This is a genomic window from Streptomyces sp. NPDC023838, from assembly GCF_040639555.1.
GTDB lineage: Bacteria > Actinomycetota > Actinomycetes > Streptomycetales > Streptomycetaceae > Streptomyces.
Genome location: NZ_JBFAAD010000002.1, coordinates 78,538 through 98,106, shown reverse-complemented (window position 1 = coordinate 98,106; position 19,569 = coordinate 78,538). Strand labels below are relative to the sequence as shown.

17 protein-coding genes are annotated in these 19,569 nt (G+C 71.1%); 12 read left to right on the top strand and 5 right to left on the bottom strand.

Translation table 11 applies throughout. The features are described 5' to 3' along the window. The first annotated feature begins 231 nt into the window (after window positions 1-231). From AB0G17_RS02665 to AB0G17_RS02655, 3 genes are all read left to right on the top strand, one after another. Window positions 232-1,698 carry a hydrolase gene (locus AB0G17_RS02665; protein ID WP_361374736.1) on the top strand — a complete coding sequence of 489 codons (1,467 nt, stop codon included), beginning with the start codon at window positions 232-234 and terminating at the stop codon, window positions 1,696-1,698. A 214-nt stretch (window positions 1,699-1,912) separates the two neighbouring features. Next, window positions 1,913-3,211, top strand: coding sequence for a YncE family protein (locus AB0G17_RS02660; protein ID WP_361374734.1), 1,299 nt, complete (start codon window positions 1,913-1,915; stop codon window positions 3,209-3,211). Window positions 3,212-3,598: 387 nt separating this feature from the next. Next, window positions 3,599-5,407, top strand: coding sequence for a M4 family metallopeptidase (locus AB0G17_RS02655; protein ID WP_361374732.1), 1,809 nt, complete (start codon window positions 3,599-3,601; stop codon window positions 5,405-5,407). Window positions 5,408-5,490: 83 nt separating this feature from the next. Here AB0G17_RS02655 and AB0G17_RS02650 read toward each other — a convergent pair whose 3' ends face one another. Further along, window positions 5,491-6,969 (bottom strand): MFS transporter, encoded by a 1,479-nt coding sequence (locus AB0G17_RS02650; RefSeq protein ID WP_361374730.1) that lies wholly within the window; start codon window positions 6,967-6,969, stop codon window positions 5,491-5,493. 143 nt (window positions 6,970-7,112) lie between these two features. After that, the gene (locus AB0G17_RS02645) at window positions 7,113-8,108 is read right to left on the bottom strand and encodes a GNAT family N-acetyltransferase (RefSeq protein ID WP_361374728.1); all 996 of its coding nucleotides are present in this window, start codon (window positions 8,106-8,108) and stop codon (window positions 7,113-7,115) included. A 206-nt stretch (window positions 8,109-8,314) separates the two neighbouring features. Between AB0G17_RS02645 and AB0G17_RS02640 the strand changes: the two genes are divergently transcribed. Beyond that, window positions 8,315-9,460 (top strand): DUF6528 family protein, encoded by a 1,146-nt coding sequence (locus tag AB0G17_RS02640; protein ID WP_361374726.1) that lies wholly within the window; start codon window positions 8,315-8,317, stop codon window positions 9,458-9,460. Window positions 9,461-9,536: 76 nt separating this feature from the next. Here AB0G17_RS02640 and AB0G17_RS02635 read toward each other — a convergent pair whose 3' ends face one another. Together AB0G17_RS02635 and AB0G17_RS02630 are read right to left on the bottom strand one after the other, a co-directional pair. Beyond that, a complete protein-coding gene (locus AB0G17_RS02635) occupies window positions 9,537-10,478 on the bottom strand; it encodes a carbohydrate-binding protein (protein ID WP_361374724.1) in 942 nt (313 codons plus the stop codon). A 295-nt stretch (window positions 10,479-10,773) separates the two neighbouring features. After that, window positions 10,774-11,250 (bottom strand): SsgA family sporulation/cell division regulator, encoded by a 477-nt coding sequence (locus tag AB0G17_RS02630; protein WP_361374722.1) that lies wholly within the window; start codon window positions 11,248-11,250, stop codon window positions 10,774-10,776. 367 nt (window positions 11,251-11,617) lie between these two features. Here AB0G17_RS02630 and AB0G17_RS02625 point away from each other — a divergent pair, with 367 nt between their 5' ends. From AB0G17_RS02625 to AB0G17_RS02615, 3 genes are all read left to right on the top strand, one after another. Then, window positions 11,618-11,845 (top strand): hypothetical protein, encoded by a 228-nt coding sequence (locus tag AB0G17_RS02625; protein WP_361374720.1) that lies wholly within the window; start codon window positions 11,618-11,620, stop codon window positions 11,843-11,845. A 419-nt stretch (window positions 11,846-12,264) separates the two neighbouring features. Then, a complete protein-coding gene (locus AB0G17_RS02620) occupies window positions 12,265-13,047 on the top strand; it encodes a GntR family transcriptional regulator (RefSeq protein ID WP_361374718.1) in 783 nt (260 codons plus the stop codon). 18 nt (window positions 13,048-13,065) lie between these two features. After that, a complete protein-coding gene (locus AB0G17_RS02615) occupies window positions 13,066-14,394 on the top strand; it encodes a hypothetical protein (protein WP_361374716.1) in 1,329 nt (442 codons plus the stop codon). On the opposite strand, the gene AB0G17_RS02610 is transcribed toward AB0G17_RS02615, so the two are convergent. Then, window positions 14,384-14,641 (bottom strand): hypothetical protein, encoded by a 258-nt coding sequence (locus tag AB0G17_RS02610; protein WP_361374714.1) that lies wholly within the window; start codon window positions 14,639-14,641, stop codon window positions 14,384-14,386. The genes AB0G17_RS02615 and AB0G17_RS02610 overlap by 11 nt on opposite strands. 260 nt (window positions 14,642-14,901) lie before the next feature. Between AB0G17_RS02610 and AB0G17_RS02605 the strand changes: the two genes are divergently transcribed. The 5 genes from AB0G17_RS02605 (at window position 14,902) to AB0G17_RS02585 (ending at window position 19,562) form a co-directional block, all read left to right on the top strand. Then, the gene (locus AB0G17_RS02605; protein ID WP_361374712.1) at window positions 14,902-16,005 is read left to right on the top strand and encodes a phosphatidylinositol-specific phospholipase C domain-containing protein; all 1,104 of its coding nucleotides are present in this window, start codon (window positions 14,902-14,904) and stop codon (window positions 16,003-16,005) included. 152 nt (window positions 16,006-16,157) lie between these two features. Beyond that, window positions 16,158-16,976, top strand: coding sequence for a serine hydrolase domain-containing protein (locus AB0G17_RS02600; RefSeq protein ID WP_361374710.1), 819 nt, complete (start codon window positions 16,158-16,160; stop codon window positions 16,974-16,976). Window positions 16,977-17,083: 107 nt separating this feature from the next. After that, window positions 17,084-17,998 carry an NAD(P)-dependent oxidoreductase gene (locus AB0G17_RS02595; protein ID WP_361374708.1) on the top strand — a complete coding sequence of 305 codons (915 nt, stop codon included), beginning with the start codon at window positions 17,084-17,086 and terminating at the stop codon, window positions 17,996-17,998. Window positions 17,999-18,092: 94 nt separating this feature from the next. Then, a complete protein-coding gene (gene sigJ / locus AB0G17_RS02590; protein ID WP_361375317.1) occupies window positions 18,093-18,905 on the top strand; it encodes an RNA polymerase sigma factor SigJ in 813 nt (270 codons plus the stop codon). 168 nt (window positions 18,906-19,073) lie between these two features. Then, window positions 19,074-19,562: a hypothetical protein gene (locus AB0G17_RS02585; RefSeq protein ID WP_361374706.1), complete on the top strand. Its 489-nt coding sequence runs from the start codon at window positions 19,074-19,076 to the stop codon at window positions 19,560-19,562. Window positions 19,563-19,569 lie beyond the last annotated feature (7 nt).

Here is a 19,569-nt window from a genome sequence, read left to right as displayed (position 1 = left end):
TGACGGCTCATCAGGCCCCCGCCGGCACGGTCGGCGGGGGCCTTCGCGCGCCCGCGCGCGGCACGGTCGGCCGTGGCCGGTTCACATCGGTGCCGTCCGGACACTGCACCGACGCGATCTCGCCATGTACGGTTCAAATACGCGTCGACCGGCGGCCTCCCAACTGCCGTTCTACGCGCGCAGACTGGGCGCCCGCACCGCCTCTCCCCCACCCCTCACGGAGGTAGCAGGATGCTCCGACCCCGGAGTTCCCCCAGGTCACGCCAGAGACTCGCGACCGCACTCGCCGTGTTCGGCATGCTCGGCGCCGGCACCGCCGCGCTGGCCGTCACCGCTCCCCCGGCCGCCGCGGTCACCACCCCGCACCGCGTGCTCTTCGACAACTCGAAGGTCGAGACCGCCGGCAACGCCGACTGGATCATCGGGACCAGCCAGCCGGACCCGCTGGGCCAGAAGGCCGACCCTTCGGTGGAGAAGGACTGGACCGGTGCGCTCTCCTCCTGGGGCGTCGCGCTCCAGAAGACAGGCGCGTACTCGCTCAAGACGCTGCCTTCGGGCAACACCATCACGTACGGCACGTCGTCGGCGCTGGACCTCCAGAACTTCGACACCTTCGTGCTGCCCGAGCCGAACGTGCTGCTGTCGGCGGCCGAGAAGACGGCCGTGATGAAGTTCGTGCAGAACGGCGGCGGTCTCTTCATGATCTCCGACCACACCGGCTCGGACCGCAACAACGACGGCGCCGACGCGGTCAAGGTCCTCAACGACCTCATGACCAACAACAGCGTGGACAGCACCGACCCGTTCGGGTTCTCCATCGACTCGCTCAACATCGCCAGCGACAACCCGAGAGCCGTCACCGGCACCACGGATCCGGTGCTCAACGGCTCCTTCGGCAAGGTCACCGGCAGCATCATCCGCAACGGGACGACCGCGACGCTGAAGCCCGCGGACAATCCGGCCGTCAAGGGTCTGGTGTACCGCACGGGCTCCTCCGGGAACACCGGCGCCTTCTTCGCGACCAGCACGTTCGGCAGCGGCCGGGTGGCGTTCTGGGGCGACAGCTCGCCCATCGACGACGGCACCGGCCAGTCGGGCAACACCCTCTTCGACGGCTGGGACGACCCGGCCGGCACGGACGCGGCCCTCGCGCTCAACGGTACGGAGTGGCTCGCGGGCGCGGCGGGGTCGAGCGGCGGCACCGGCGGAACCGGCGGCGGCACCTGCACCGCCGCGCAGCTGCTCGCCAACCCCGGCTTCGAGTCCGGCGCTTCGGCGTGGGCGGGCAGCAGCGGTGTCATCACGACCGACTCCGGTGAGGCCGCGCGCACGGGCACGTACAAGGCATGGCTGAACGGCTACGGATCCGCCCACACCGACACGCTCTCCCAGTCGGTGACGATCCCGGCGGGCTGCACCAGCGCGAAGCTCAGCTTCTATCTGCACGTCGACACGGCCGAGACGACCACGACGACGGCCTACGACACACTGAAGGCTCAGGTGGTCGACGCCAACGGAACGGTGCTGTCCACCCTCGCCACCTACTCCAACCTCAACGCCGCGGACGGTTACACCCTGCGGACCTTCGACCTCGGCGCGTACGCCGGACGGACGGTGACCGTGAAGTTCACCGGCACCGAGGGCTCCCAGGTCCAGACGTCGTTCGTCATCGACGACACGGCGCTCGACGTGAGCTGAGGCCCGGCTCGCACCACACGGACCGCCGTCCACCCCTCGCGGGTGGGCGGCGGTTCGTGTGTCCGACCGCTGTCCGTGGCGAGACGGCGGCCGCCGCCGTCAAAGCTCTTGTCTTGTCAGGCACCGCTCATTACCGTCCCGTAGCCACATCACCTTCCCCGCAGCCCCATCGCACCGTGATTGTCATGCCCCCACAAGATCATCCGGAGTGACGATGCCCGTGTACCGAACGCTCGGCTCCCTGGCGGCCGTGGTGACCCTGGCCGTGGCCGGGACCTCCGCGACCGCCACCGCGTCCGCGCCCCCCGCGGCCTCCGATTCCGCGGCCGCGGCGAAGCCCTCCGGCGCCGCGGCTCTGCGGGAGGTGATGTTCGTGGGCAACAACTGGGACGGCACCGCCGACGTCCTCAGATCCAGCGGCGATCTGGCCCGGATCGGGCGGGTCGACGTCATCCCGGACAAGGACCAGCGCCTCACCGAGATCTACCTCAACCCCATCAAACTGGCCTATTTCCTAGGCATCCGACAGGGGCCGGGCGAGGGGCACGACCAGTTCGTCGACGACATGTACTCCACGCCCGATGGCTCGGCCGTCGTGGTCTCCCGGCCCAGCTTCGCCGACGTGGTGTCGATCGACCTGGCGACCGGACGCATCAACTGGCGCTTCCCCGTGTCGGGTTACCGCTCGGACCACATGGCCGTCTCCCCGGACGGGACCCGGGTCGCCGTCTCCGCCTCCACCTCGAACACCGTGCACGTGCTCGACATCGCGACCGGCCACCAGCTCGGCTCGTTCGCGACCGGCGACAAACCCCATGAGAACGTCTTCACCGACGGCGGCAGGTATCTCTGGAACATGGCGATCGGCGAGGTCAACACCGCCCTCGACGACCCGGCGTGGGACTGGACGAAGGGCGACCGGCACATCACGGTGGTGGACGCGCACACCTTCAAGCCCGTCAAGACCATCGACATGCGCGACCGACTCGACGCGTTCGGCCGCAAGGACCTCTCCGACGCCGTCCGACCCGTGGTCTTCACCCCCGACGAGTCGAAGCTCTACTTCCAGGTGTCGTTCTTCAACGGCTTCCTCGAGTACGACATCGCCGCCGACCGGATCACCCGGTCCAAGACGCTCCCCGAGAACCCCGCGACCAGCAAGGACCGCACCACCTGGGTCAACGACTCGCGCCACCACGGGCTCTCGATCAGCCCCGACGGGGCCAAGCTCTGCGTCGCCGGGACGATGGACGACTACGCGACGGTCGTCGACCGTACAACGTTGCGGGAAGGCCCGCTGGTTCCCGCGTCCAAGCCTTACTGGGCGACCGTGAGCGGGGACGGCAAGTCCTGCGTCATCTCGGAGAGCGGGGCGGACCGGATCACCGCCATCGACTTCGCCACCGGGCAGAAGACGGTCTCCGTCGCGGTCGGCGACCATCCGCAGCGGGTGCGGATCGGTCATGTCGCCGCCGACTGGACCGGTCCGTCGGCTCACCCTGCGGCACGCTGATCGTCCGCACGGCCGAAGCCGCCCCGTCGGCTCGCATTTCTCCCCGTACACGGACAAAGCTCCGTCCTCGCGCTGTGATCACCAGCACAGTGTGAGGACGGAGCAACCAACCTGGTCCCGCACGCATCTGAACCGGTGGTACGACCGTATGGAACGCGGAGAACACAACGGCCGGTCACCCTCCGTTCACCTGCGGCGGGAGCGAATACCGGGGCGATTGTTAAATCTGAGTTCCAAAGGAACATGTACGGGACAAACGCCTTTACATGCGCATGTCATACGTAGCAGGGTTCGCTCGGGGCCATACAGTCCCCGCGGTGCTCCAGGGCACCGTGCGTACGGGCGGTTGTAGCCGGCCGCCCCCGCAGCACATAAGGACCCTCCATAGTGCGTACACCCCACATACGCAGACTGGCGATCGCTCTGGCCGTCACCACGGCCGCGACCATCACGGCGGGGGGCGTCGGCACCGCCTTCGCGACCTCCGCCGCCACGGCGACTTCTCCCGTCGCCGCCGTCAAGTCCGCGAAGTCGGCCGTGGACGCGGCGCGCGCCGCCGCGTTCGCACACGCCGCCGCCACGGGTGTCTCCAAGGACGACACCCTGACGGCCACCGACACCCTGATCGACCCGGACGGCAAGCAGCACGTCCGGTTCGTCCGCGCCCACAAGGGCCTGCCGGTCCTCGGCGGCGACCTGGTCGTCCACCTCGACGCCAAATCCGCGTACCTGGACGTGACCCGGGCCACCCGCCACCAGGTCGACGTCGCCGCCAAGACCCCGAAGCTGACGGCCGCGCAGGCCAAGGCCAAGGCGGCCTCGGCGGCGAAGGGCGACGCCGGGACGCCCGAGCTGGTCGTCGACGCGCGCGCCGGCCGCACGACGCTCGCGTACCAGATCAAGGTCACCGGCAGCAGGACGACGGAGGCTGGCGGCGCCCGCACGGTCGTCGTCGACGCCGCCACCGGTACCGTGCTCAGCAACACCCCGGTCAACGACTCGTTCGTCTCGCCGCGGCTCAAGGAGACGCTGCGTCAGCGCGGCCAGACGATCGCGCCGAAGACCGGTGCGACCGCCTCCTCCGGCGCGGCCGCCACGGCGTCCCCGGCCCGGCCGTTCAACCCACCGAAGAGCGCCGGCATCCCCTCGCTCGGCTCCGGCGCCTCGCTGTTCGTCGGCAAGGTCCCGCTGAACACGCTGAAGACCGGCGGCTCCTCCTACCTGCTCAAGGACGCCACGCGCGGCAACACCGAGACGCGCGACGCGGGCGGCCGTGAGCTGGTGCAGTTCAACCTGGGCAAGCCCTTCACCAGCAGCAGCAACAGCTGGGGCAACGGCGCCGCGAGCAACCGCCAGACGGCGGCCGTGGACGCCCAGTTCGGCATCGCCAGCACCCTCGACTTCTACAAGAAGGTCCTGGGCCGCAACGGCATCAAGAACGACGGCGCCGGCGCGCACGCGCTGGTGCACTTCGGCTCCAACGTCGGCAACGCCTTCTGGTACTCGGACTGCGGCTGCATGCTCTACGGCGACGGTGACGGCCAGGACTTCAAGAACCCGCTGGTCGTGCTCGACGTCACGGGCCACGAGCTCACCCACGGCGTCGTCGACGCCACGGCCAACCTGCAGCCGACCCGGGTGGACGCGAACGACAACCAGTTCGGTGAGGCGGGCTCGCTCAACGAGTCGCTGGCGGACATCTTCGGCAGCAACGTCGAGTTCGCGGCCAACAACCCGAACAACCCGCCGAACTACCTGGTGGGCGAGAAGCTGGGCCTGGCCCAGACCTTCCTGCGCCGCCTGGACAAGCCCTCCCTCGACCAGCTCGAGCAGACGGTCGACTACTGGTCGCCCGCGTCGTACGACACCGAGGTGCACGCCGGTTCCGGCGTCTCCTCGCACGCGTACTACCTGCTCGCCGAGGGCAGCGGCAAGAAGACGATCGGCAACGTCACCTACGACTCGCCGACCTACGACGGCTCGTCCGTGACCGGCATCGGGCGGGACAAGGCGACGCAGATCTTCTACCGCGCCCTGACCCGCTACATGGTCTCCACGACCGACTTCCACGACGCCCGCACGGCGACGCTGAAGGCGGCGGCCGACCTGTACGGCGCGACCAGCGTCGAGTACAAGACGGTGGACCGGGCCTGGGCCGCGGTCAACGTCACCGTGGCGAACACGCCGAAGCGCTGACGCGCGACGCCGTTCCCAGCAGGCGCCCCCGCGGGACTCGCGGGGGCGCCTTCGCGTTCACCGGGCGCCCCGGGGCCGTACGTTCACCCTCCCGCGGTCGCCGCCCGCACCGACAGCGGCGTGGCGATGTCCTCCAGTGCCTTGCCCTCGGCGTCGACCGCGAAGAACGCCGCCACCAGACCCGCCGCCGTCATCAGGGCGGCGCCGATGCAGAACGCCAGGACCGCGTCGTCGACGACCCCGCTCGACGTCAGGTCCGAGAAGACCAGCGGCCCCGAGATGCCGCCGGCCGCCGTGCCGATCGCGTAGAAGAAGGCGATCGCCATCGCCCGCGTCTCCATCGGGAAGATCTCACTCACCGTCAGATACGCCGAACTGGCCCCGGCCGACGCGAAGAAGAGGACCGCGCACCAGCAGGCCGTCATCGTGGTCGCGTTCAGCCACCCCTGGCTGAAGAACCAGGCCGTGACGAAGAGCAGGGCGCCGGAGAGCAGATACGTCCCGGCGATCATCACCTTGCGTCCGACGGTGTCGAAGAACCGGCCGAGCAGCAGCGGCCCGAGGAAGTTGCCGAAGGCGATGACGGCGAAGAAGTAGCCCGTCGTACCGCTGGAGACGTCGAAGAACTTCACCAGGATGGAACTGAAGCCGAACGTGATGGCGTTGTAGAGGAAGGCCTGCCCGATGAAGAGGGCGAAGCCGAGCACCGCGCGCTTGGGATAGGAGCGGAAGAGGGTCCTGGCGATCTCAAGGAACCCCACGCTCTCGCGCTGTTCGATGGTGATGGGCCGCCCCGGCAGGGGCAGCGGCTCGCCCGTCTCCTGCTCGACCTGCCGTTCCACGCCGTCGACGAGCCCTTCCGCGCCTTCCTCGTGGCCGTGGATGAACATCCAGCGCGGGCTCTCCGGCACATGGCGCCGCACCAGCATGATGACCAGGCCGAGCACCACGCCGAGGGCGAAGGTGAGCCGCCAGCCCAGGTCCTTGGGGAAGATGCCCGTGTCGAGGGCGAGTACGGAGAGCAGCGCGCCGCCCATCGCGCCGAGCCAGTAGCTGCCGTTGATGATCAGGTCGACGCGGCCGCGGTACTTGCTGGGGATGAGCTCGTCGATCGCGGAGTTGATGGCCGCGTACTCACCGCCGATGCCGAATCCCGTGAGGAAGCGGAAGAGGAAGAACCACCAGGCCGAGAAGGACAGCGCGGTCATGGCGGTGGCCATCAGATAGACGGCGAGGGTGATCAGGAAGAGTTTCTTGCGGCCGTACCGGTCGGTGAGCCAGCCGAAGAACAGCGCCCCGGAACAGGCCCCGCTCACATACAGTGCCGCGCCGAGACCCGTGACCTGCGCGTCGGTGATGGCCAGCCCGCTGCCGTCCTCGGAGAGGCGGCTGGCGATGTTGCCGACGACGGTGACTTCGAGGCCGTCGAGGATCCAGACGGTGCCGAGCCCGATGACGATCATCCAGTGCCAGCGCGACCAGGGCAGCCGGTCGAGCCGCGCGGGGACTTCGGTGGTGATGGTCCGGCCTTGTGCCTTGCTGCCCACCGTCGCACCGTCCATGCGTGCCTCCCTGACTGCCGCGGGCCCGTGAGCGCCCGGGAAACCGGACATGTCCGCCACGGGTACCCGAAGATCATCGCGACTAACCCGCCCAACCGCCGCGCGTACCTGTTCGTGTGCGGCCCGGCGTCAGCGCGGTGGGCTCAGGGCCGGGCCAGCGGGCGGGCGTAGGTGACGTACTCGCGGTGGGTGGTGAAGCCCAGCCGTTCGTAGAGCCCGAGGGCGCCGGAGGGGTTGGCGGTGTCGACGGTGAGTGAGGCGCTGTCGTAGCCGTGGGTGAGGGCCGCGTCGAGCGTGGCGGCCATCAGGGCGGGGGCGGCGCCGCGGCCCCGGTGCGAGGGGCGGGTGGCGAGATAGCCGATGTGGCAGTCGCGGGTGCCGTCGGCGGCGGTGTCGGCTTCGTACTCCTCGGCGATCAGATACGCCACCACCTCGTCGCCGTCGAGGAGCAACCGCGACAGGGCCGGGCGGAACGAGCGGGCGCCCACCACCCAGGTCCGCCAGTCGGTGCCGTCCATCTCGGTGAAGTCCCAGTGGTCCCGGAAGGCGTCGTTGTGGGCCAGCCGGGTGGCCTCGTCGTAGCCGGGCTCGAAGGCCACCAGCCGCAGTCCCTCGGGGACACCGCCGGTCATCGGGCGGCCCGTGTTGAGCGGATGGGTCATCTCGAACCACCAGCGGCAGGCCGTGAACCCGGCGCTGGAGGACAGCGCCAGCAGATTCGCGTCGCCGGACTTCCCGCTGATCAGCAGCTCGCCGGGCAGGTGCGTGAAGCCCTCGGCGTACAGCGCGCGGGCCCGGGAGTCCATCCAGGCGACCAGGTGGCGGCCGAGCCCCTGGCGCCGCCACTCGGGCCGGACCGCCGCGTCGCCGCGGAAGCGGGCCGCGTCCACTGCGCCGTCCGGGGCGCGCACCAGGGCGTACGCGACCATCCGCGCGCCGTCCCACAGCGTCAGGGTGTCCCGCTCCAGGTCCAGCTTGGGGTTCTCCAGCTCTTCGGCGAGGTCGTCCGCGTCGATGTGGTGGCCGGTCCGGTCGACCCGCTCCGCGTCGACGCGCAGGTTCAGCCAGGCGGGCACGTCGGCCTTGTCCATCGGCCGTGTCAGAAAGCCGCCGGGGGCGATGTGCGACGTGGTGTTCACCGTTCCATAGTCGGCCGCGCGCGAGGGCCCCGCCCGCCGAGCCCGGTGCGCCCGGCGGGCGCGCTGGCCCGTCCGGGTGGAGTGCGCGGGGACTCGGCGCCCCGCCGCGTAGGAAATGACAGCGCCCGTCAACGTAGAGCCCCGTGTCCTCGACGCCTTCCGCATCCTCTTCGCGCCCTCCCCGCAGGGCTCTACTGCGCGCCGCCGTGGCGGGCGGGCTCGCCGCGATGGCGGCGCCGACGGCCCACGCGGCTGCGCCCGTCTCCTCCACCGCTTCCGCGCCCCCGCCCTCCCGGACGCCGGCAACCCTGATCCTCGCCTGCGACCAGGCGTCCCGGTCGGTGCTCCTGCTCGACGCGACCAGCGCCTACTGGCGCTCCGGGAGCCCCGACCGGACGGCGCGGGCCGCCGATCTGCTGCCGCTGTGGTCCTGGACGCCCGTGCACGACCCGGGGCTCGCGGACCTCGACCCGGGCAGCGGGTGGCAGAACGTCAGCGAGGCCAAGGCCCGCTCCACCACCTCCGGCCCGCTCCTGCTGACCTGTGCCTCCGGCGGTCTCGTGGCGGCGGTCCTCCCCGGGACCGGATCGGTGTACTGGGCCACCTCGCTGCCCGCGCGGGCCAACCCGCACACCGTCGAGCTGCTGCCGGACGGCAACATCGCGGTGGCGGCGAGCACCGGCGGCTTCGTCCGCGTCTACACCGCCTCGCAGGGCGCGCGCTCCGGGGTGTACGTCTCGTTCGCGTTGCCCGGCGCGCACGGGCTGCTGTGGGACGCGGGCAGCGGGCTGCTGTGGGCGCTCGGCGACGCGCTGCTCGTGGGTCTCGCCGTGGAGGGCGGCGCCGCGAGCCCCCGGCTGACGGCGGCGCGCACCGTCGCGCTGCCCGAGCCCGGCGGCCACGACCTGGCGCGGGCGCTCGGCGCGGACGCCCCGATGTGGCTGTCGACGAGCGGCCATGTGCGCCAGTTCGCCGTCCGCACCGGTGCGTTCGTCGCGTACCCGGACCAGAGCGCCCTCGACCGGCCCTCGGTCAAGAGGGTCAGCCAGAACCCGGTCACTGGGCGGGTCCTGACCGTCAGCCCGGAGCCCGGCACCCCGTGCCCCTGGTGCACCTCGCGCATCCGCTTCCGCGCCCGGGCGGCGAGGAGGAGCTCAAGGGGTCGAGCCTGTACTAGGGCCTGTCGTCAAATTCCCGTCGTCGCCCGAAGGGCGGTCCGGCGGCGTCTGGTGCGTGCTCTCGGCGCGCCGGGCGAGAGCCCTCGTACTGGACGTACGTGGGCTTTCACCCGGTGCGGCGAGAGTGCGTGCCAGGCGTCGCAGGACAGACGGGAATTTGACGACAGGCCCTAGGCCCGGTGGTGGACGGCCGACGCGCCGGCCGCCGTCGCAAGGCGGCCGGACTCCTGCCGGGGCGGTCAGGGCGCGGTCACTGCCGTACGGTCCAGTGGTCGCTGGCGCCCACCTGGAGGAACTTCAGGGGCGGGCACAGGAAGTCCCGCCCGGACGGTTTGTCCTCGGTCCACGGGGAGTCCGCCGGGCGCGCGGGCTTCCAGGCACCGTTCTTGCGCAGCTGGATCGCGCTGCTGTCGAAGACGGTGTTCCTGGCCTCGGTGCAGTAGTAGCCCACGTGGGTGGCCGGGTTGACGCTCGCGTATATCTCGAAGATGTCCCAGCCGTAGTCCAGGTCGCTCTGGTCGGTGCCGGACTGGCGGTAGAGCAGCTCCCACTGCGCGGTGCGGTAGTCGTACAGGTACGAGGACCAGCAGTTGCCGGTCCCGGCGTCCTTGACGAGCTGGATGCTGAAGGCGGGGCGGCCGTCGACGGCGGTGGTGTACTTCGCGCGGAAGTCGGCGTCGAGGGGCAGGATCTTGGCGGGTCCGCCGTTCTGCGAGCACCAGTCCCACGCCCACAGCTCGTTGCCGCTGTTCCAGTACGCGGTGACCACTTCGATGCAGGCGTTCTGCGCCTTGGTGGTGGGTGCGTAGGTGAAGTTGTCGGGGTCGCTGACGTGGTAGGCGGGGTCGACGCTGTGGGTGGCGGTGATGCCGTCGTGGGTGCCGGGCTGCGGGAAGATCCCCCACCAGTTGTGGGTGAGGGCCGCGGCGCGGGCGTGGCGGTGGGCGGCGCGGCCGTCCTTGAGCGCCTCGACGGCGCGGTCACGGCCGGCGTCGTGGCCGGGGGTGCGGGCTCCGGCGACGGTGCCGTGGTGCGGGGCGTCGGGCGAGGGCGCGGCGCCGTGGTGCGGGGCGTCGGGCGAGGGCGCGGCGCCGGGGTGTCCGGCCGGCCGGGCGTGGGCGGTCCCGGCGCTCTGCACGGTGCCCAGGGCCGCGGCGGCGACGAGGAGGGCGGCCGCGAGGGCGGTTCTCACGGATCTCGCAGACCTCGCCCGGGTGTGCGTGTCTCTGTTCACGTGGCTCCTCCAGACCGGACCCGGGGTCCGGACGTCATGGGGTACGACGGTGGGGGTGGGAGCACGGTCCGGCGGCGGCGCGGGGTGGCGCGCCGCGGCGGAACCGGATGAGCGACTGTAATGTCCATGTCATTGACAGAGCTGTCAATAGCCGCAGGAGCCACACACGTTCACGCGGGACGCTTTCGAGCCGCGCCCGCTCCGGAGCCCCGGGGCGGGCGGCGCGCTCAGGAATCCGTTTCCCCCGCCGGGTCTACTGGGCGCCGTGGTCCAGACACGGACACTCGCGGCCGCACCAGCGGCAGGCCGGGGCCGGTGACGGGGTCGGCGCGAAGAGCAGGTCCAGGACCGCGTCCACGTCGTAGCCGTCCAGCTCGCTCCCTTCCGGAACGAGTTGGTACGTACGGGAAAGGAACTCCGCGACGTCCTCCAGACCGGCGAGCAGGTCCGCGCTGCCTTCGTCCGAATCCAGCCTGATCCGTAACCCCCCGTCGCCGCAGTACCAGACCCGCACGTCCCCCAGGCCGACCGGGCGGCGGGACGTCAGTCCCTCGGCCACCAGGTCCCGGCCCATCGTCCAGGTGGTGTGGATGCCGTTGCCGCACACGAAGTCCACGGACACCGCGAGCGGGTCGTCCGAGTCGTAGGTCATCACGGCTTCCACCGGTGTCATGGCGTCACCCCCCTCGTGCAACAGCTCCACATACAGCGGTACGCAGATCTCTTCCATGTCTCCCCCCTCGGGACGGGCACCAGCGTCGTCTCTCTGTCCTCTATGACGAAATGGACCGTGGTGTTAGTGACGGATTCCACCACCTCACATACGCACCGCGCGCCCGAACCGACTCAACTGCCCCTATCGGCCCCCGAAAACGGGCAAGCGCACCCCCGGTCAAGGGGGCGCGCGGGACACACGAACGCGTCGGGGCGATTCAGCACGCCCCCCGGCAGGGGCGTACGGGTCGTGTCACCGCGACCCGCCCGCGCGCCGCGCGACCTCGCCGTCAGTGCCGTTGTCAGTGCCGCGAGAGATGCTGGAGGGTCCAACACCTTTCGCAGGGCCCGAAGGACCCGAAGGACACGAGGGAGAAGCCGAGATGACCGAACCGGAGCGCACGGCCGCCAAGGCGTACGTCCGGCTGCTGCAGACCGCGCAGGCCGTACTCGCCGACCCGGCGACGGCCCCGCGCGCCGTGGCACTGCTCGCCGGACCGATGGCCGAGGCGGAGGAGTCCCTGCGGGCGGCGGGCCTGGCGGGCAACGAGGCCCGACTGTTCGCATTGGTGGAGGACTTGCAGACCGATACGTGTGCCTCGGGGCCATGACGGCCGGCCGGGCCTGCCACTATGGGGCTCCGAGGCAGCGAAGGCGATCGGAAGGGCGCACGCCATGCGGGACTGGGTTGAGTTCGGACTCGAACCCCACACGGAGGGCGGGTACTTCCGGCGGCTCTGCACCAGCAAGCACAGACTGTCGCTGCCCCCGGGGCCCCGCCCGGCCGCCACGTCCATTTCGCCTACGCGGACCACGAGTTCGCGACAGGGGCCGACCTGAGGAGATTTCCGGACGCAAACGACGCGCTCCGGCCATTCCTGCCCGCCTGACCCCCGCGCCGCCTGTCGGACGTGTTGCAATCTCGCCAATCAAACGGCCCGGATCGCCTTGCCGGTCTAGACCAATGATACAAAGGCAGTCGCTCCACAGAACCGTTCAGACACCCGCAGTGATCACTCTAGGGAGACACATGCCCGGCACACATGGTCATTCCCTGCCCCCCGTCCCCCGGTACCTGGAGATCGCCCACGACCTCAAGTCCACGATCGAGTCCGGCACTTCGGCCCCCGGACACCGGCTGCCCGCCGAGCGGATCCTCGCCGAGCACTACCGCAGCAACCGCCAGACGATCCGTCAGGCCCTGGACGTACTGCGGCAGGAGGGGCTCATCAGCACTGAGAAGCGCGGCTCCTTCGTCCGGGGCGACCGCCCCGGCGAGGCGCACGCACGGCTGCTCCAGGCGCCTCCGGAGGCGCAGTTCCCGCTGGGCGCGCTCAGCCCCCGGGCGGGCTTCGCCGCCGCCACCCGGCTCGTCTGGGAGGCGGCTCCGGCGACGTACGCGACGCAGCTGGGCCTGCGGCCCGACGCCCGCACCCTCGTCCACTACTACACGGCCTCGACCGGCGACAGGGTGATCCAGCACGCGGTCAGCTACCTCTCCCCCAGCCTCATCGCCCAGATCCCGCTCCTCGCCCGCTACGAGCGGACGCTGTCCCACCACACGCACAGCGATCTGCGCCGCCTCTACGCCTGGGCGGCGGACGCGGGGCTGAGTCTGGAGCACAACGAACAGCTCACCATGGCGCCCGGCGACGCCAGCTCCGACGGCGTGCCCCAGCTGGAGATCCACCGCGAGGTCCGCGACCAGCACCACCGCACCGTGGAGATCACCCTGCTGACCTTCCCCCATGCCGAACAAGGCCCCATATATCACTTCACGTCCCCGGCCCGGAGTGTGCGCCCGCCACTCTGACGCATACCCTTCCTGCCCATGACCAGATCATGGAAGACAGGGCTCACCGCCCTGGCCGCCGGGTTCGCCGCCGTCGCCGGCTCGTTGGCGACGGCCGGCCCCGCCCAGGCAGCCACACCGTTCGGCTCGATCGACAGCGCCGTCGTCAGCCAGTTCGCCCTCGACCCGGTCGCGGACTTCGGCGGGCAGCGCCAGAACACCTTCGACGTCTACGACGAGGCGATCAAGGCGGTGGAGGCCAAGGGTGCGGTCGCCCAGACGAGCGCCACGAGCGTGCTCACCTCGGGCGGCCGCACCGGCACCAACGGCCTGTGCCACACCACGGGTCTGGCCTCCAGCCTCAGCCCCACGGGCTTCTGCTGGGACAAGGCGGACGACACGTCCAACTCGTACACCGACGCGGGCGGCTGGACGCCGCAGGGCCTGACCGGCTCCTACGACGCCCAGCCGGGCGGCCTGTGGGACGGCCACAAGGCGTTCCTGGCCTCCTGGCACTTCAGCCGGGGCATGGGCGGGGCGAACCCGGTGGCGAACGAGTTCGCCCGGGTCAGCCTGGTCAACGCCGACAACGGCAAGATCACGTACAACCATCTGCTGCTCGTCGAGCCGACTGGCACCCGGGCGGGCGGCGACGGCAACTTCCGGGCCGTCCAGGGCACCCACGCCGACGGAGTGGTCTGGTACGGCAACAAGGTCTTTGTCGCCAACGGCCGCTGGCTGCAGGTGTACGACCTCCAGCACATCTGGAAGGTCAACTCCAGCCAGGAGTCGGTCGGCATCGACGGCACGACGTCCTCGGCGCGCTGGAGCAACTACGCGCTGCCGATGGTCGGCCGCTACCGCACCACCGCCGACGACAACACCGCCTGCTCGGTGGTCACCGGCACCAGCCCCTGCCTGAACTCGCTGAGCCTGGACCGCACCGGCCAGGACGGCCTGGTCTCCGCGGAGTACAAGTCCGGCGGGGCGGGCGGCCGGGTCATCCGCTGGCCGCTCAACTACCTCACCGCGCTCCCCACCACCACCGACCCGTCCGGCCACGGCGTCAGCCATGCCACCCTCGGCTACTCGTCCCCGGTCTGGGCGATGCAGGGTGCCGCGACGAACGGCACGTACTGGTACATGAGCGGCACCTGCCCCGCCGGAGTCGGGGGCGGCTCCGGTGACGCCATCGACTACTCGTGCATCCACCGGGCGCTGCCCAACGACGCCTCGCACGTGTACACCACCTCCCCGGTCCTCACCCAGAACCTCGGCTACTCGCCGGACACGGGACGGATCTGGGGCATCAACGAGCGCATCAACTCCACCACCGGCATACGGGTCGTCTTCTCGATCACAGGCTGAACACCGCCGCCCGGCCCGGGGAGCACCGCACGGCTCTCCGGGCGCGCGACTGGGGCAGATGGGGCGCGTCGATGACCACGACGCCCGGCGTGAACAGCAGCCTGGCCTTGAGCCGCAGCGCGTTCCGGTGGGGCGTCAGTGCGACGCGGACGCGGACGCCGCCGGGGCGGCGGTGGTGGTGGTGCGGGAGCGGGTGCGGGTGCGGGTGCTGGCGCGGGTGCGGGTGCTGGCGCGAATACGGGTGCATGCGCGGACGCACCGGACGAACGCGGACAGCATCCTGCTAGGCGGACCGCGGGGGGCCAGGCGTCCTTTCGGTCAGCGCGGACGGCCGTGGCCGGAACGGCCGGGAGCAGGGAACCAGGGCAACCTCCCAACCACCTCCCACCAGGCGCTCGTTCCGGCAGTGACAGCCGGAATGCAGCTTGTGTTGCTTGTCATGACTTCGTCGATTCACACTCTGCTGTCACCGTCCGACGAAGAGTCGTCCCCCCACAGGAGGTCCCCGTGTCACAACCGTTGCCCAGACGCCGAGTTCCCCGCCTGCGCACCGCGCTCGCCGGCACCGTCGCCGTAGGACTCGGCCTCGGGCTCGCGCTGGTCGGCGCGGGTGCCGGCACCAACGCCTCCGCAGCCGTAACCGGAACCGACAGCCTGCCGCTGTCCGGCGCCACCTCGTCGGGCCTGCACAACACGTATGACCCGGCGGCCTTCCCGTATCTGGCGCAGGCCCTCGACACCGGCACCTCCATGATCGAGCTCGATGTGTGGGACGACTTCATCACCAAGGAGTGGAAGGTCAGCCACTCCAACCCCCTGGGCAACAGCAACAACTGCGTCAACGCGAGCACGACCGCACAGCTCTACTCCGGCGCCGCCAACAAGAACCTGGAGAGCTGCCTGGACGACGTACGGGTCTGGCTCGCCGCCCACCCCGGGCACGCGCCGCTCATGATCAAACTGGAGATGAAGGCGGGGTTCCAGTCCCGCTTCGGCCTGGGCCCGGCCCAGTTGGACCAGGCGATCAGCGCCCACCTCGGCTCGGCCGTCTTCCGCCCTGCCGACCTGCTGGCCAAGCCGGGCGGCGGCCAGTACGCCACGCTCGACGAGGCGGCCAAGGCCGGGAACTGGCCCACCCGCGCCCAGCTCGCCGGAAAGGTGATCCTGGAAATCATCCCGGGCACGGTCGAGGAGGGCAATCCGACCGACTCGCTGTGGACGGACAAGGAGTACGCGACGTACCTCCGCGATCTGCACACGGCCGGCCGCACCGCCCAGGCCCAGATCTTCCCCACGGTCCACGGCGCCCAGTCCGGCGATCCGCGCACCCGCTACCCGGACGCCTCACTGCGCCCGTGGTTCGTCCTGTTCGACGGTGACGCCGCCACGTATCTCAACGGCACCATCGACACGGCCTGGTACGACACCCACCACTATCTGCTGGTCATGACCGACGCGCACAACGTCGCACCGGCTCTGGACGGCAAGAACCCGCCCCCGGCCGACGCCCAGGCCCGCATCGCGCTGCTCGCCAAGTCCCACGCGACCATCGCGTCCAACGACTGGACCGCACTTCCCCAGGTCCAGGGCCTGACGCTGCCCCGCGGCTGACGCCGGACAGCGCCGCCCGGGCCCGCTCGTTGCCGGCTGGGCGGGCCCGCCGCAACCCCATGGAGCTCCCCCCCCGTTGAGGCGGCCGCTCCAAGGCCGTTGGGGCGGGGGCCGCCGCACGCCCGCTCACCCCCCTGGGTGATCATGAATGGGTGCGTCCCGTACCCCTCTGCATCCTCAGCAGCTCCGCCCCGCCACGGGTGGAGCACGGCCATGACCCCGAACTGTTCGTCCAGATAGGGTCGTTGACCAAGCCCCTCACCGGCACCCTGCTCGTCCGCCTCGCCACCGCCGGCGCGCTCGGGCTCGACGATCCCCTCGAACGCTTCCTGCCCGTACCGGCGGGCACTGGCATCACCCTGCGGCACCTGGCCGTCCACACCTCCGGCCTACCCCGGCTGCCTCCGGGCCTCAACGTCCGTGACCCGTATGCACCGTTCGACGCCGAGGCGCTCGACGCCCTCGTCCGACGATTGGACACCCTGGTCACCGGACCGCCCGGCGAGCACGAGGAGTACTCCAACTTCGGCTACGCGGTGCTGGGTTCGGCGCTCGCCGCCGCGGGCGGCGCCCCGTACGAACAACTCCTCAACGAGTACGTCCTGGGCCCGCTCGAGATCGCCGACGTCACCTCCACTCCGGCGCGGGAGCGGCGCCTGGTCGCGCGCGGTCTCTTCGGCCGACCCGTCAGACCGTGGACGATGACCGGCGCGATCCTCCCGGCCGGGGGCCTGTGGGCCACCCCGGTCGCGGCCTCCCGGCTGGTCACCTCGCTGCTCGTCGAACGCCGGCTGGGCGAACCCGCCCCGTCCTGGCAGCGGGCCGGACGCCTGCTCTGGCACAACGGGGCGACCAAGGAAGCCTCCGTCTTCGCGGGCGCCCTGCCGGACGGCGCCTGGGTCCTGGTCCATCGGCTCGGCGGCGATGCCGACACCACCGACAAGCTGGGAATCGACCACCTGAAGAGGTGATTCCCAGGAAGTGGCGCGGGTCACGCTGCTGACTGTCACGTCCCCGCTCCCCCGCTGGTCTCATGAGCGTCACCACGACGGACACACGCGAGACGGAGGCAAGGGCGATGAGGATTCTGCTGGCAGGGGCGAGTGGCGTGCTGGGGCAGCGGACCGTGCGGGAACTGACCGCCGCGGGCCACGAGGTGGCCGGACTCGGACGCGGCGCGACCAACACCGTACGGGCGGACCTGCTCGACGGGGACGCGGTGCTGCGGGCGGTCGACGGGATGGCGTTCGACGTCGTCATCCACGCGGCCACCGCGCTTCAGGGCACCTCCCTGATCCGCCACCAGGAGATGGCGGGCACCAACGCCCTGCGCGTCCGGGGCACGGCCAACCTGCTGGCCGCCGCCCGAGCCACCGGCGCCCGCCGGATCGTCCTGGAGAACATGATGTTCGGCTACGGCTACGGCGACCACGGCGACCGGCCCCTCACCGAGGCCGGCACACCGTTCGGCCCGGCGGGGACCAACCCCTGGCTGGAGCAGCACGTCGGCGCGATGCGGGCCAAGGAGGAGCTGGCGTTCACCGCCGACGGGATCGACGCGGTCAGCCTGCGCTTCGGCCTCTTCTACGGCAAGGACGTCACCGACACCACGGTCCTCACCCTGCTGCGCAAGCGCAGGCTGCCGGTCATCGCCGACCACGGCCGGAAGCTGGCCTGGGTGAACGTGGACGACGCCGCCCGCGCCATGGCCGCTGCCGTCGAGCACGGCCGCCCCTCGCAGGCGTACAACATCGCGGACGACCTGCCGACCGGCTTCGGCACCCACGTCCGCGCCGTGGCCGAGGCATTCGGCGCTCCGGCTCCGCTGCGCGTGCCGCTGTGGCTGCTCAGGCCCGCCCCGCTCGCGCACACCATCATGGCGACCAATCTGCGCCTGGACAGCGGCAAGGCCAGGGAGGAGCTGGGCTGGAAGCCCAGTCACGCCGACAGCGTCGAAGGCGTGCGCTCGCTTGCCCGCACCCTCGGCGTCTGACAACCTGACCGCCGTGATCCGTACGACCGCCGAAGACGCCGCCCCCGACCCGTTCACCGAGCACCGGCGGCTGCTGTTCGCCACCGCCTATCGCATGCTCGGCAGCGTCAGCGACGCCGAGGACATCCTCCAGGACGCGTGGCTCAAGTGGTCCCAGATCGACCGCGGCGGGGTCCGGCACGCCAAGGCGTATCTCGTACGCACCGTCACCAACCTCGCCCTGAACCGGCTCACTTCGGCCGCCGTCACCCGCGAGGCGTACGTCGGCCCCTGGCTGCCCGAGCCCTGGCTCACCACCCCGGACATCGCCGAGGAGGCGGAGTTGGCCGACACCGTCTCCATGGCGATGCTGGTCGTCCTGGAAACCCTCAGCCCCGTCGAGCGGGCCGTGTTCCTGCTTCGCGAGGTCTTCGGCTATAGCCACGCGGAGATCGCCGAGGTCCTCGAACGGTCCGAGCCGACGATCCGTCAGATCGCTCACCGGGCACGGGAACACGTCCAGGCGCGTCGCCCCCGCTACGACACCGACGCCGAGCAGCGCTCCTTGGTGACCCGCCGTTTCATCGCCGCCTGCCAGGGCGGCGACCTCAACGCCGTGATGGAGCTGCTCGCCCCCGACGTGACCGCCTGGTCGGACGGCGGCGGCAAGGTCACCGCCGCCCGCCGGCCGGTGCACACGTCCGACCATGTGGCGCGGTGGATGCTCGGCGTCCTCGCCAAGCCCGGCCTCGAAGCCCTGGAGGCCCGGCCCGCGTCCCTCAACGGCGAAGAGGGCGTGCTCTTCAGCGTGGGCGGCCACCCGCTCGGCACGCTCAGCTTCGACCTGCTGGACGGCCGCATCCACCGGCTACACCTCCAGGTCAACCCCGACAAACTGAACGGCCTGCGCCCGGGCCACGTCGACTGACCGGACCGGAGCCGCGAGGCAGCGACCGCCCCGGCACCCACCGCGAGCGCGGCGAGCACTCCCACGCCAGCACACCCGCGCGGGCCCCGTACGCCTAAGTGCGCGTCGCATCACGCACCCCGCCAGGTCGGCGACACTTACCCTCCGGCACCCGGAGAAGGGATCACTGTGACGCCTCCCCACCAGCGCGACGAGCGGCCCGCGGCAGCGGCTTTCGAGGCGGCGACGGGCGACGGGCCGGCATCGACCGAACCGCCCGCCCAACGCGCGGCCGCGGTCCGGGTCGCCTTCGAGGGGCTGCGGCAGATCCGGCGCCTGATGAACGCCGGGCACCCCGACCCGCTCTCCGCGCCCGCCACCTGGGAGCGGAACCAGATGGTGCGCGCGGTCGCCCTGACGCTGGAGGCCGCGGGCATCACGCCGTCGGCCGTGGACGCCGCCGGACAGCGGACCACGACGGGCTACCGCGTTGGCCCGGCCGACCAGCCCGGCGTCGTCCGCGTGGAGTGGCTGGGCCCGGCCGGGAGCGGCGCCGCCCAGGAGGAACCCGAGGCGCTGCGCCGGTGCGCGGACGCGCTGCGGCCCTGGGGCTGGGAGGCGCTGGAATACCGGGGCGCGCGCCGCCACCGCTATCTGGAGGTCGAGGCGGCGATCTGACCCCCGC

What these genes read in the sequence shown, in the direction of transcription:
- AB0G17_RS02665 (WP_361374736.1), top strand. Translation starts at nt 232, where the DNA reads ATGCTCCGACCCCGGAGTTCCCCCAGGTCACGCCAGAGACTCGCGACC.
- AB0G17_RS02660 (WP_361374734.1), top strand. Translation starts at nt 1,913, where the DNA reads ATGCCCGTGTACCGAACGCTCGGCTCCCTGGCGGCCGTGGTGACCCTG.
- AB0G17_RS02650 (WP_361374730.1), bottom strand. Translation starts at nt 6,969, where the DNA reads ATGGACGGTGCGACGGTGGGCAGCAAGGCACAAGGCCGGACCATCACC.
- AB0G17_RS02630 (WP_361374722.1), bottom strand. Translation starts at nt 11,250, where the DNA reads ATGGAAGAGATCTGCGTACCGCTGTATGTGGAGCTGTTGCACGAGGGG.
- AB0G17_RS02625 (WP_361374720.1), top strand. Translation starts at nt 11,618, where the DNA reads ATGACCGAACCGGAGCGCACGGCCGCCAAGGCGTACGTCCGGCTGCTG.
- AB0G17_RS02620 (WP_361374718.1), top strand. Translation starts at nt 12,265, where the DNA reads ATGCCCGGCACACATGGTCATTCCCTGCCCCCCGTCCCCCGGTACCTG.
- AB0G17_RS02615 (WP_361374716.1), top strand. Translation starts at nt 13,066, where the DNA reads ATGACCAGATCATGGAAGACAGGGCTCACCGCCCTGGCCGCCGGGTTC.
- AB0G17_RS02610 (WP_361374714.1), bottom strand. Translation starts at nt 14,641, where the DNA reads ATGCACCCGTATTCGCGCCAGCACCCGCACCCGCGCCAGCACCCGCAC.
- AB0G17_RS02595 (WP_361374708.1), top strand. Translation starts at nt 17,084, where the DNA reads ATGAGGATTCTGCTGGCAGGGGCGAGTGGCGTGCTGGGGCAGCGGACC.
- sigJ (WP_361375317.1), top strand. Translation starts at nt 18,093, where the DNA reads ATGCTCGGCAGCGTCAGCGACGCCGAGGACATCCTCCAGGACGCGTGG.